This window comes from Mucilaginibacter sp. L3T2-6 (genome assembly GCF_030519355.1).
GTDB lineage: Bacteria > Bacteroidota > Bacteroidia > Sphingobacteriales > Sphingobacteriaceae > Mucilaginibacter.
Window position 1 is genome coordinate 1 of the sequence record NZ_JAUMKC010000007.1, and the last position, 13,362, is coordinate 13,362.

Sequence of the window (13,362 nt, forward strand, 5' to 3'; positions counted from 1 at the left end):
CGATTCCCCTTATATCTGCATACGCTATTTAGCACTTTTTTTTCCTATTACCACCAACTATTTTTGGCATCATTACCCGGAAAAATAGTTCTTAATCAACTAAAATAGCTGGACGATAATATCATCAGCAGATAACCCTTCCGCTTCAGCATGATAGCTGCGCACTATGCGGTGCCTTAAAATTGGCCTGGCGATGGCCTGAACGTCTTCAATGTCCGGCGAATACTTACCGCTGATAACCGCATGGCATTTTGCCCCCAGAATTAAAAATTGTGACGCTCTTGGCCCTGCGCCCCAATTTAACAGACGCTTTACCTGAGGACCGGCCAGTTCACCATTAGGACGGGTTTTAGCTACCAGGCGAACTGCATACTCCAATACATTATCGGCAACAGGTACATTACGCACCAATTGTTGAAAGTAGATAATTTGCTCGGCATTCAGAAGCGGGCGAACATCCTGGGTGTTAACACCTGTAGTATTTTTTACTACTTGTAACTCCTCTTTAAACGTAGGATAATCCAATGATACGTTGAACATAAAGCGGTCAAGCTGAGCCTCAGGCAAAGGATATGTTCCCTCCTGTTCTATAGGGTTTTGCGTTGCCAGCACAAAAAAAGGTTGCGCAAGCCGATGTGTAACTCCGGCGGCCGTTACAGCCTTTTCCTGCATAGCTTCAAGAAGGGCCGCCTGCGTTTTTGGCGGGGTCCGGTTAATTTCGTCGGCAAGGATGATATTTGCAAAAACCGGCCCGGGAATAAATTTAAAATTCCGGTCCTCACCCAGTATTTCAGACCCGATAATGTCCGAGGGCATTAAATCGGGGGTAAATTGTATGCGTTTAAAATCAAGATCAAGCACCTGCGCTACAGTCTGCACCAGCAATGTTTTAGCAAGGCCCGGAACCCCCACCAGCAGGCAGTGGCCATTACTGAAAATGGAAATAAGCACAAATTTCAGCACCTCTTCCTGGCCTACTATCACTTTTCCAATTTCGGCGCGTATTTGCTGATAGGCCTGCCTTAAGGCATCGGCGGCTTCCACTTCCGAGCGGTGTTGCATATTAATGTTTTACTTCTGCAGGTTTAGTGTCTTCGGTCTTTATTTCAGCGGTTGCAGGCGTACTCCAGCCTTTCAGCATCGGACAGCCCTGGTATTGCGGGTCAATTCTTATGAAAGTTTCCTTTCTTTTCTTCTCAAACCACTCACTCACGGTAAGGTTTATTTTTTGATTATTGGCGTACTCCTTAATCTTTGGGTAGTCCTGCTCAAGGTTGGCCCTGTGCGCATTGGTTGTTGATTTCAGGTATAAAATTTTGTAGCCTTTTTTGCCGTCCTGGCCTGTAAACAGAAACGGCTTAGATATGCTGCCAACCTTCATGGTATCCACCACCAGCGCCACCTGCGGGTCAAGCTTATCGGTAGGGATATAGGTTGAACGAGCCTCCACATTTTCGGCATTTAGCATCATACCGCCATTGTATTTGGTGTCTTTATTATCCGAATAAAAAGCTGCTGCTTCAGAAAAATTTATCTTTTTGTTCGTCTGTAATAAATTATAAATACTGTCGGCCTTTGCCTTGGCACGATTTAGCGCATCCTCCGTAACAGCCGGGATAATCAGTATGTGCCTTACATGCACCTGCTCGCCACGACGTTCTATTACCTGCAAAAAGTGAAAACCTATTTCACTTTCAAATACAGGCGAAATTTCTCCCGCTTTTAATTTGAAAGCCCAGGCAGTAAAGTCCTTCACGTATGCGCTGCGGTCGGCAAAGCCCAGGTCACCACCCTGCGGGGCCGATCCGGGATCTTGCGAGTATAGCCGGGCAAGCTTGCCAAAATCCTCGCCAGCCAAAACACGTTTCCGCAGTTCTTCACACTTGTTCTTGTAAGCTTCTTTCTCAGAATTGTTTAGCTTGGGAGAAAACACGATTTCGCCTATTTCAACCTCTTTATTAAAGGTAGGCAAGCTGTCTTTGGGTATTCCATCAAAAAACTTTTTTACGTCCTGCGGCGTAGTATTTACGTTAGCAGTAATTTTTTGCTGCATTTTTTGAGCAATAAGGCTCTCTTTAATATCCGGGCGAACCTCATCTTTATATTGAATAACCGAGCGGCCCAAAAACTGTTCCAGCCTGTCCTGGCCGCCCGCTCGCTGAATCATTTCGCGCATCCTGCGATCAACGCTGTTATCTACCTCATCGTCTTTAACGTCGATACTGTCTATAACAGCTTGCGCAGCAAGCAATTTTTGTGTGACCAACTGCTGTAATATCTGGCACTTAGCGGCCTCATTTGGCGGCATGCCCTGCGCCACATAGGTGGCGTACTTTAACTCAATATCCGATTGAAGAATAATATTGCTGCCAACAACGCCGGCAATTTTATCAAGCGTGCGTTTTTTTTGCTGCGCCCGTGCGGCCGATATAATTAAAATTAAACTTAAAATGGCTAACCCAATCTTTCTCATTTACCTTGTGCTATTAAACAATCCCAATTTTTCCGGGACTTAAAATCTCCGAATTTCGGTAAAATTTATCAATTACCTGCTGTGTAATCGATGTAAATACCTAAAACAGAATATAATTGTGCGAATATGCCGATAATGCTGCAGATTGTTTATCTCCTTTTGGTTAAAATTTGTTAAAAAAGATCTCTGTATCTGCTAAATCATTAACTCTTCAATGAGCATAAAAATTATATTTGTCTGCCGGTATTTGTAATTATTCCGGGCAAGAATACAGGTATAATTATCCCGGAATGTAAGCGCGCTTCATTGATGAATATAGAAAACCCAGTTGCTTTTAGTTTTATTATGCAGGAGGATATTTATCTGCTCGATGCTGATAAAAGCTTATATAAGTCCACCGTTCCTGCTATAGTTGGCAATACGCTTTCGGAACCGGAGCCGGTTTACAATACAGCGAATGCTACGGAGCCGGTAGCTGAAAGGAAAGAGCCGGTAACCTTTAAGTTTATTGGCGGCAATAAAAAGCATTATCTTATCCTCACTTATTATCCGGGGATTGATATTATTGACGAGGCCCATCTTGGAGCGTTGCAAAGCACCCTGGGAAGGCTTAACACCGGCGCCGATGATGTGGCAATAGTGAACATGGCAAATTACCCCGGTACCGGGTTTGAGCCTTTGCGCAGCTTTTTCAATCCGGAAAAAACATTATTCCTTGGCAAAAAAAGCGTTCCGGCAGGGGTCGCAGATTTACAATTAAATAAAGTAAGTTCTACCGAAGGCATGCGGGCTTTACTCACATTCAGTTTTGATGAAATGATGAACAGCGTGGAGCATAAAAAGGCCTTTTGGGAACAAATGAAGCAGTTTTAATTATGCATCGCTTAGTTTTCGCCACCAATAATGCTCATAAGCTGCAGGAAGTTTCCGCTAAAATCAAGGGGCAAATAGCAGTTTTAAGCTTGGATGACATCGGTTGCGATGAAGACATCGCCGAAACAGGATCGACCTTTCGCGAAAACGCGTCTATTAAAAGTCATTATATCTTTAAGAAGTATCATGTGGATTGTTTTGGCGATGACAGCGGCCTTGAGATCGACGCGCTAAACGGCGAACCTGGCATATATTCTGCCCGCTATGCCGGAAAGCATGGCGACCATGAGGCTAATATCAGTAAAGTGCTCCTGCAGCTACAGGGTGAAACTAATCGGGCAGCCCGGTTCCGCACCGTAATTTCATTACTATGGAATGGCATTGAGCATTTTTTTGAAGGCACTGTCGAGGGCACTATTCGCCCAGAACGTTCAGGAAGTGAGGGATTTGGCTATGACCCAATTTTTCAGCCTGATGGATACAGTGTAACGTTTGCAGAAATGTCACTGGATGAGAAAAATGCCATCAGCCACAGGGCTATTGCAGTAGAGAAATTACTTGAATTTTTAAATAAGCAATAGGTCCTTTATTGATCTTTTACCTGTTTTACCCTGGTCGTGTCTTTTTTGGGCAGCCCAACTGGCATTTTAACTGGCGCAGCTTTTGAACTATCTTTATTAGCTTTTACAGGTTGTGGTTGGGGTGCTGTTCTGTTAGCGCTGTCTGCAGGATTTTTTGCAGCGGACGGCTTGGGAGGCGCAATCTTCAAGCTATCAGCAGGGGATTTTGCTCCCGGTAACTTTACAGCTCCGGCTCCTGTTGTATCTTTCACGGCCTTGCCTCCTTTTACCGGTGTTTTTTTATCAGTTGCTTTACCGGGCTTTCCTTTATCCTTCGCAGCTTTTGCTTCGGCCTTTTTAGAGAATGAGGGTATGATAGACTCTTTTGATACAGGCCGTTCTTTAGGTTTCCATATAAAACCTTTTAATATCTTGTCATCCTCCTGCACCTTATCAATCGGCGTATACTTATTTTCAGGTTTAAGATAAAGCGCAGCGCGGGTCACCTTGTTATTCTCAAAGTCAATACCAATGCGCGTGCTCAAAGATCGCTCCATCCCGGTTACTTTATTTTTGGCGCTGTCGCGGGCGAAATAAATGGTTTCAGCATTGCCATCAATAAGCATCTTGTGCAGCTTGTCGTCTTTAAAATACCCTCGCATCTTCTTTCCCGCCATTTGATTAAAATGGGTGGAATCCTGTTTATCTATATTCACGATAAAGGCGTGCAGAAACATCGACATGTTGTCCATCTTTTTATGCTTCATCTGCAGGTAAATAGTATCTCCGCTTAACTGCGAACCCTCCGTCCAAATCATCGGATTAACATAACAACGGATGGTAGAATCGGCGCCACTGTAAAACATCGAGTCAGCTTTAGCCTGCATATCTGACTTAAACATTTTAAAATGATGATGCGCAATAACGATCCTTATGCGCGCGGTATCGCTTGGCTCCAGTTTTCTGGCCAATGCAACCGAATCGTCCATGCGTTTCTTTCGCAGGCTATCGGCTGCAAGTTGTTTCTTGGTTAAAACCACCGGCTTTTTAGCCACCACCTTAGGCTTGCCGAAAAAGTCACGATGTAAAAAACTGGTATCTAACGGTACGCCAGCCAGTTTCCCGCTTAAAAATTTAGAATCCGGAGTCTTAGCTTTCGGCTTCGCCGAGGTATCACGAATATGTGCCAGGCGTTGTTTTTCCTGGTAAGCCCTTAAATTTTTATAGGTTAATATCTGGGTTTCTATCGTATCAGCCGACATGTAAACCGAGTCGCGCTTAATGCGGCCGGTGTCTTTCACTGCCTTTGCTACAGGTAATGCATTTTTGGGCTGGCCTGCCCGCAACGGAATAATATCATCAGTTTTGCCAGTTTCAGCTTTGACTTTAGTTTTTGGTATTATTTTAGATTGCACCGTTTTAAGATTGACATTTTTTAATTCGCCCGGCGGCTTTTTATTAACCGAATCGATTTTTTTATGTACTTTATTGGTATCTGCAGGCAGCTTTTTAATCACTGAATCAACCTTGATCTTGCCGTTTTTTGTTAACTCTATATTGCGCTTAAGGGAATTGGCATTGGTCACAGTATCCGCTTTTCCCGGGACAGTTTTCCTGATCAACTGAGCCATGTTGATTTGACCAACCTGCTGCTTTTCAGGGTTGATCCTGAATGTTGAATCCGCTTTCCGTGCCGAATCCGCTTTAGCGAGGGAATCAGTTCTGGAAGTATCCTTTTGTTCTGTAACTAAAATAATGTAAGGATCCTCTGTTACAACAGCGCGTTCTTCATCCTTAAAATAGGTGCCCAAATTTCCTTTAATGGTGGTTTTCTGTTCCAGGTCTACAAAAGTTACATGCTTAACTGCCCGGCCATAACCCTTAAGTTTGTCATAAAAAAGGCTGTCACCCTTTAATGATTTAGAACCCGACGTATATAAATTATTTTTTCCAAAAGCAGCCTGCTCTGTCGTCGTATTATAAGTTCCGTTTTCAGTATACAGTGTATCGTTGTCCTTTTTTTCTTTCTTTTCTTTCGCCTTTTGAATGCCGTAGATATGAGTAGGGCCATAAAAGTAGGCTATTTTCGAGCCCGTGTTATACCGCATTGTATCTGTTTTCACTAAAGCATCCGGCGTTGTAAGCGAAACGTTGTACCGGAAATAAGAGTCGCGCGAGCGGGCAAAATAATAGCCATTCTTACTAAGCAGGGTATTGTCTTTATTAACCAGCTTGCCACCATCTGTATAAGTGCCTATCCGGGTTGCCGTGTTATAAGTTAAGTAATTGGTGGTAAGCGTGGCATCTTTATCCACCATCTTAACGTTATCGGTAAGTATGGCGATTTTGGTATTGCCGTTATAATTCAGTTTGTCCGAAAAAACATGCAGCGTATCCCCCTGGTTGATCACTACATTACCAAAGGCATCAAACGCATTATCCTGTTGATAAAAATAGGCGCTGTCTGAGCTAAGCGTCGAAAAATCCTGTTGAAAAGTGCCCTGGTAAACTTTTAAAATCTCCTTCCCATTAAGCTTTACGCCCACGGTGCTACTCGATTTGATAAGCTTCACCAACGTCTTTTTCTGGCAAAAAGCCGTCATCGTTGTGCACAATAACCAAACAAATAACACGTATTTCCTCACAAGCGCAAAATTAGTTTTTTGTCGGGGGTTTTAAATTAATAATTTTGGCTGATGCTGCCGGTAAAAGATTTCATAAACTTTGTTGAACAACATTCACTTTTTGACAGCAACGGCAAAGTACTGGCAGCCGTAAGCGGGGGTATGGACTCTGTTATTATGGTTCATTTGCTCAAATCAGCAGGATATAGTTTTGGCATAGCACATTGCAATTTTCTGCTCCGCGGCGATGAATCAAATGGCGATGAAAGCTTCTGCAGGTATTTGGCTCAGCAGCTTGGTGTTCCCTTTCATGTCACTCGTTTTGATACACTGTCTTACGCTTCCAAAAATAAAATATCAACCCAGATGGCCGCCCGTACCTTACGTTATCAATGGTTTGAAGAGATAAGGCAACGGGAGAGTTATACTGCAATTGCGCTTGCACACCATCAAAACGATACGATTGAAACAATATTGTTGAACCTTATAAGGGGAACCGGTATTGCCGGGCTGCATGGTATCCTACCTAAAAATGGCAGAGTGGTAAGACCGCTGCTGTTTTTAAGCCGTAATGAAATTGAGCAGTTGATTACCGGGTTGAACATCGCGTACCGAGAAGACAGCTCAAATTCCACGACCAAATATGCGCGCAACAAAATTAGGCTCGAGGTAATTCCAAAGCTTAAGGAATTAAACCCGGCGCTGGAACAGACATTTGAAAATAACCTGGTCCGTTTCAGGGAACTGGAAGAATTGCTGAATTTTGAGGTAGACAAACTCAAACGGAAAGTGCTTGTGGTTAATGACAGGGAACAACACATCCTGATAAACGACGTGAAGTATTTAAAACCGCAACGCTTATTGCTATTTAGCTTTTTGCAGGAATATGGCTTTAATAAGAGTACCGCCGGCGACATAATTTCCTCACTTGATAAACATTCCGGAAGGACTTTTGAATCAGATAATTTTAAGCTGATACTTGACCGCGACAAACTGATACTTCTGGAAAAAGCGGGGACTTCGGGGCATATCGTAGTTATAAACCGTGATGACCACGAGGCCCGTTTCAGGAACTATAAACTGAACATTTTGCATGATGATAGTCCGCTGATAGTTAAGGATAATCCGATGGCGGTTTCTATAGATGCTGAGCGATTAATATATCCGTTAACTTTGCGCAGCTGGCAGCAGGGCGATACTTTTATTCCGTTTGGGATGAAAGGCCGCAAAAAGATAAGCGACTTTTTCATCAGCCAGAAAATACCTTTGCATAAAAAGAACGAGATCCCCTTATTGGTCAACGGCAATGGCGATGTGATATGGATAGGCGGCTACCGGCCCGATGATAAATATAAAGTTACCGCCAACACTAAAAAAGTAACTATATTCGAATTGAATTCGGTTAGCTGATGGAGTGATTTAAAGATTTGAAAGTTACGTTCATCTTTAAATTGACCCATCTGCAAATCGTCAAATCAACCAAATGGAAACGACAGATAAACCGGTTTTTACCGAAAAGCAATACCTTGGCAGGGAGTTCATACCCATCACTATTCGCCTGGTGCTGGCTATGTTTTGCTTTGCAGCCTATTTTTTTACCGATGAGCGCGAACATAATGGGGGTCTGTTAGCTATTGTAGGCTTTGCTATCATTATCATTTCAATCATTATGGGCTTTCTGCTCCATTTCCGCACACGTGTGGAAAATAAAAGTATTATGCTTGATGGATTATGGACCACCCGTCTTGTTAAAATCGACCTGAACAGCATTGTAAAAGTCGAAAGAAAACAATACAGCCGGTACCTTTTCAATAACCCCGTATATAATCTTCACTCTAAAGGCACCATCCGGTTTTACTGTGCCGGCAAGGAGGCCATCCACCTCACCGACCGCGACGGGCTTATTTACATTATCGGCTCCCAGCACGTTAATGAATTTGAACGGGCGATAAGGGGAGAGATGAAGAAGTGATGCGCGGGATTCTGAATTACTGTTGCTCCTATACAGTTATAAATAAGCCGCCCATTTTTTGTAAATATCAAGACAAACCTCAAAAGTATTTTCAGCGGGTTGGACGCTAAAGGGTTGCTGGCTTTGTGTGGTATTAACCCATTTCCAGTCGAAAGCTGCACGCTCTTTATCAAAAGCCTTCATATCGGGCTCTGCGCCGGTTTTTATTGTCCTCTGCAGGCTGTTAAAAAAAAGTTTCCACCGTTCTTTATAATAGGTGCTTATTAAGCCTGCCCAGTCTTTTGCTGCATAGTCGGTAGTCACATTCCCTTCGCCGCCCCAGGTGGTGATCAGTAGTCTTGCATTTTTTTCATAATAATCCTTTTCGGCATTAGTAACTCCAAAATCACGCGCCTGCTTAATCCATGCGCCTAAAAGCAATTCGTGCTGCGTGGCAGCCACCGTTTCTACGTCGTCGCAAAGGCTTAGAAAAAGACCTGTGAATTTCTTAAACCCCGCTTCATCTTTTTCATAATAAGCTTTTGCAACAGAGTCGCGGAGGGAAGCGGCAAGGTTCACCAATACCTGCTTTTCAAGCACGGCCAGGTCGCGGGTATAATTGTGATTTGAGCGGGAAACAGAGTCCGCCAATAAAAATTGGGGGAACACATTTGCCAGCGCTTGATAATTATATTTGGCTGGCCAGGTAAATCCTCCATGCCCTTTCAGCATTGGCTTTGATTGTATCATGTTGCCCAACCCAACACCAGATACTTCGGTATTATAAACTATTGGCAATAATTTCTTCCAGGCGGCAGCCACAACAGGATCATTGTGCCCGCAGCGGCTAAGGGCATAGTCGGTTATCCACTCAGGAGCATCTTTTGCGTTCGCATTCCATGCATAATCAAACAGCCATTCAAACATGAAGTTATTAACGCCAAAACCTTCAAGCGTTGTGCCTATACCCATCATTTGCCTCCGGTTCGGGTCCTGCTCTGCCGCCGGCAGCAGTTTGGCAACTTTAAGAAATGGGGCAGCCAATTGAGTGTTACCGCCGAAATTGCCCAAATAACACCAGATGTACGGCGAATTGAAAAAGCCGTCGGTACTGCGCCATACTTCAGAGTATTCGCAAAAATAATCCAGTATCAGCATTTTATTTGCCGGTACCGCTTTGATCATGGCCTCCAGTCTCGGGTTTGTCCAGTGTTTCCTGTCATAATAAAACGTCCAACCCATTTGCACCCAAACTGCCTTCGGATCGACAGCCTTCATGCCATTGTAAATCGTGCCGGCCACTTTTGCAAGGTATTCCGGCTCCCAACTGGGTGGGTCCATTTCGTTGAATGGGTCGGCGCCGTAATAATGATCTGTTCCCAGCAATTTTTGCTGCTCGGAAAGATAGGCCCTTTGGATTTTGATAAATAACGGGTCCATAGGGTCCAAAAAGTAGGCATCGTTTTCGGTACCGGTGTCGTAGGAGCCAAGGTCGGTTATTTTGATATTCGGGTATTTTGCTTTTATATCTTTTGGAACATGCCCGGCAAACGATGGAAGTATCGGTGTCATTCCGAATGCCCGTTCTCTCTGCAAAATCTTCTTCTGCAACTCAAATTGCCCATCTATGAAGCTTTGCGGCAGCGGCCCCTGCCACCTGTCCAGATTCCCCATACGCTGCCATGGAAGGTGGACCGGGCCGGTAAAGAAGCGTCTGCTTTGCTCATCAGTCATTCCAAACTTACGCCATACCCGCTGCCAGATATATTCCTGCCCGGTAATGGCCAGTGGCATGTTGATTCCATTTAAAGCCATCCAATCAATCAAATGCTGCCAATCATTCCATTTCCACCATACTGTTGTATAACCAAAAGTGCAGTAGTTTAAAAAAAAGCGGTCATTAAAACGGCACCGCTCGCCAATGCCCTCTGTAACATGTGGCAATTGTGCCGGCATTGTCACCGAATCCGCGGCATACCAGGTAACCGATACATGACAATAATTTTTAAGATAGTAGTTAAGCCCCTTCGCCATAGCAATAGTGCTTGTACCTTTTATCAATATTTTATCGTCCCGGCCTGCCACATAAAAACTATCAATACCGGCAGCAGCACTCATTGGTTCCAGGATAAATGAGGCCGTACGGTCATGGGTTATACGGCCAATCATTGCCTTTACTTCGTCAATATTGGTTTGCCGGCTATTTGGGGCCGGCTTTGATTGAGCGTTGGTCGCTTTGGTCGAAAAGAAAGCGGCAAGATATAACAGTAAGGATTTCAGCAGAATATTAGTGATGCGCATAAACTTATTTAAGGCGCTGAAAATAGAGAAAATTATCCGGATATGATGATTGACCTATTGGTTGTATTTCGGATGCGCTGTGTACATTTCAGCTTTGAACAACCATACCAGCCCTTTACACGCCGGCCCGCACTTTGAATTGACAATTAACCATTTAATAAATGATATTTGTCATAAACTAATAGCTGCCCGGTTTATAACTTTACTGCATTAACCATGACACTACAAAACAAAAGTAAGGCGGCATTATATTTATCGGTGCTGTTGGTTCCTTGCTTTTTTTTATTTACAGGCTGCGGTAAACGCGCAGCAACGGCAAAAGCCGTTATAATGCCAATAACCGAAAGCGTGTATGCTTCCGGGAAGATAAAAACGGATAATCAATACCAGGCTTTTGCGGCCCAGGGTGGTATTGTACGCGACGTATATGTAACGGAGGGGGATGCAGTAACCGCAGGCACACCTTTGCTCAGCATTATAAGCGACGAACAGCGACTGCGCCAGCAAAACGCAGCGCTGGAGGCACAATATGCCGATATAAACGCCAACCAGGACAAACTGGATAATGCCGAACAACAAATACAACTTGCCCGAGACAGGGTTCGGAATGACTCTGCACTTTACTTCAGGCAAAAGGCATTATGGGAGCAGCAGGTAGGCACCCGTATCGACTTTGAACAACGTGAGCTAAATTATAGAGACGCACAAACTGCCCTAAATACAGCCATGGTGAATTATCGTCAGTTAAAAAGGCAATTGGAACTGGCCTCAGGCCAGTCGCGGCATAACCTGGCTATTGCACGTAAGCAGGAGAGCGATTTTGTAGTAACCAGTAAATTAAACGGCACCGTGTACCGCATTTACCCTAAAAAAGGTGAACAGGTAGCGCCGCAAACACCTGTTGCCCTGCTTGGCGCGAGCGGTAAATTCCTGGTAGACCTGGCTGTCGACGAAGATGATATTGCCAAAGTCGTTCGTGGCCAAAAAGTCCTGATATCTATGGATAGCTATCCGGGGCAGGTTTTTGAGGCAGCCGTATCAAAAATATATCCCCTTACCGATGAACGTAGCCGTACAGTCGAGGTAGAAGCCACTTTCTTACATCCTCCTGCCAGGTTGTACCCCAACATGAGCCTGGAGGCTAATATCGTGATCAGCACCCGGGCACGCGCGCTGGTTATTCCACGCACCTGTTTGATTAACGATTCAATTGTAGTTCGGGCTGGTAACGACACGGTAAAGGTAAAAACCGGGCTTAAAGATTACCAGATGGTTGAAATATTATCGGGACTAAAGCAGGGCGACGAGTTGGTAAAACCATGAAAGTACGGCTTATATATGATATAGCTTTGTCGTTGTTGCTGGCCAGGTGGCGCCAAACGCTGGTGGCTGCCATCGGCGTTACCTTCAGCATCACCATGTTTATTGCATTACTTAGCTTTATGGGGGGACTCAACAAACTGCTCGACAGCCTGATTACCAACCGTACGCCCCACATAAGGCTGTATCATCAGCTGCAGCCTGCCAAAGTACAGCCGGCGCAGCTCTACCCTGGTTTTAAAAATGCCTATAATTTTATTGCTTCAATAAAACCAAAAAACAGACAATTAGACATCCATAACAGCGGCGCCGTAATAGCCGCATTGCACAGGGATGCACATGTAGCCGGCGTAGCTCCGCGGCTGCAGGCGCAGGTGTTTTATAATGTAGGTGTAACTGACATAACCGGCCTGCTCAACGGTATTGATGCAGCAGCAGAAAGCAGGCTATTCTCTTTCGGCGACTATATCATTGCAGGAAATGCCGCCGACCTCAGTGCCGTAACCGACGGTATAATCCTGGGCAAAGGCGTAGCTGATAAAATGCTGGCGCATATCGGCGACGTTATACAGGTTACGGCCGGTAATGGCACACATTTGCAACTAAAAGTTGTCGGTTTTTATCAATCCGGGTTGCAGCAGGTTGATGATGTAGAGAGTTTTGTGGCCGTTGGCACTGCACAGAAATTGCTTGGCGAACCGGGTAGCTACATTACTGATATTGAAATTAAGCTGAACGATATTAAGGAGGCGCCTGCATTAGCCAAAGTGTATGGGCGCCTGTTCAACGTGGATGCTATTGACATTCAAACCGCAAATTCGGAGTTTGAAACAGGCGGCAACATACGTACCACCATATCGTACGCTGTAGGCGTAACGCTGCTCATCGTAGCCGGCTTCGGCATCTACAACATTCTCAACATGATGATCTATGAAAAAATGGACTCTATTGCTATTTTAAAGGCTACGGGTTTTTCCGGGAGGGATGTACGCAACATTTTTATCCTTATTGCCTTAAGCATCGGTGTAATAGGCGGGGGCGTCGGGTTAATCACTGGCTTCGGGCTTTCGGCAATAATCCACCATGTACCGTTCAATACCAATGCGCTCCCTACCGTGCATGTTTACCCGGTCGACTTTAATCCCCGCTTTTATATCATTGCAAGTGTTTTTTCGGTTCTTACCACGTATATGGCCGGTTATTTCCCGTCGCGAAAGGCAAGTAAAATCGACCCGGTGGTTATCATTCGCGGCAAATAAT

At 44.6% G+C, this 13,362-nt stretch carries 10 protein-coding genes; 6 read left to right on the forward strand and 4 right to left on the reverse strand.

The window, feature by feature from the left end:
- Positions 1-99: 99 nt before the first annotated feature.
- Together Q3W13_RS09630 and Q3W13_RS09635 are read right to left on the reverse strand one after the other, a co-directional pair.
- On the reverse strand, positions 100-1,062 hold the full coding sequence (locus Q3W13_RS09630) for a MoxR family ATPase (RefSeq protein WP_302863284.1): 963 nt from the start codon (positions 1,060-1,062) through the stop codon (positions 100-102).
- A gap of 1 nt (position 1,063) precedes the next feature.
- Positions 1,064-2,473 carry a peptidylprolyl isomerase gene (locus tag Q3W13_RS09635; RefSeq protein WP_302863286.1) on the reverse strand — a complete coding sequence of 470 codons (1,410 nt, stop codon included), beginning with the start codon at positions 2,471-2,473 and terminating at the stop codon, positions 1,064-1,066.
- 309 nt (positions 2,474-2,782) lie between these two features.
- Here Q3W13_RS09635 and Q3W13_RS09640 point away from each other — a divergent pair, with 309 nt between their 5' ends.
- Both Q3W13_RS09640 and Q3W13_RS09645 read left to right on the forward strand, forming a co-directional pair.
- Positions 2,783-3,346, forward strand: coding sequence for a hypothetical protein (locus tag Q3W13_RS09640; protein ID WP_302863288.1), 564 nt, complete (start codon positions 2,783-2,785; stop codon positions 3,344-3,346).
- Between the two features lie 2 nt (positions 3,347-3,348).
- On the forward strand, positions 3,349-3,927 hold the full coding sequence (locus tag Q3W13_RS09645; protein WP_302863290.1) for a non-canonical purine NTP diphosphatase: 579 nt from the start codon (positions 3,349-3,351) through the stop codon (positions 3,925-3,927).
- A gap of 5 nt (positions 3,928-3,932) precedes the next feature.
- Here Q3W13_RS09645 and Q3W13_RS09650 read toward each other — a convergent pair whose 3' ends face one another.
- Complete coding sequence (locus Q3W13_RS09650) at positions 3,933-6,509, reverse strand: OstA-like protein (protein ID WP_302863291.1); 2,577 nt, start codon at positions 6,507-6,509, stop codon at positions 3,933-3,935.
- A 93-nt stretch (positions 6,510-6,602) separates the two neighbouring features.
- On the opposite strand from Q3W13_RS09650, the gene tilS reads away from it, so the two are divergent.
- Together tilS and Q3W13_RS09660 are read left to right on the forward strand one after the other, a co-directional pair.
- Positions 6,603-7,940, forward strand: coding sequence for a tRNA lysidine(34) synthetase TilS (gene tilS / locus Q3W13_RS09655; protein WP_302863292.1), 1,338 nt, complete (start codon positions 6,603-6,605; stop codon positions 7,938-7,940).
- A 73-nt stretch (positions 7,941-8,013) separates the two neighbouring features.
- The gene (locus tag Q3W13_RS09660; protein WP_302863293.1) at positions 8,014-8,502 is read left to right on the forward strand and encodes a hypothetical protein; all 489 of its coding nucleotides are present in this window, start codon (positions 8,014-8,016) and stop codon (positions 8,500-8,502) included.
- A 36-nt stretch (positions 8,503-8,538) separates the two neighbouring features.
- Here the strand turns inward: Q3W13_RS09660 and Q3W13_RS09665 are convergent, their stop codons facing one another.
- Positions 8,539-10,782 carry an alpha-N-acetylglucosaminidase gene (locus Q3W13_RS09665; protein WP_302863294.1) on the reverse strand — a complete coding sequence of 748 codons (2,244 nt, stop codon included), beginning with the start codon at positions 10,780-10,782 and terminating at the stop codon, positions 8,539-8,541.
- A 216-nt stretch (positions 10,783-10,998) separates the two neighbouring features.
- Between Q3W13_RS09665 and Q3W13_RS09670 the strand changes: the two genes are divergently transcribed.
- Both Q3W13_RS09670 and Q3W13_RS09675 read left to right on the forward strand, forming a co-directional pair.
- Complete coding sequence (locus Q3W13_RS09670; protein ID WP_302863295.1) at positions 10,999-12,105, forward strand: efflux RND transporter periplasmic adaptor subunit; 1,107 nt, start codon at positions 10,999-11,001, stop codon at positions 12,103-12,105.
- Positions 12,102-13,361, forward strand: coding sequence for an FtsX-like permease family protein (locus Q3W13_RS09675; protein WP_302863297.1), 1,260 nt, complete (start codon positions 12,102-12,104; stop codon positions 13,359-13,361). The genes Q3W13_RS09670 and Q3W13_RS09675 overlap by 4 nt, the downstream gene beginning before the upstream one ends.
- The last annotated feature ends 1 nt before the right edge of the window (position 13,362 follow it).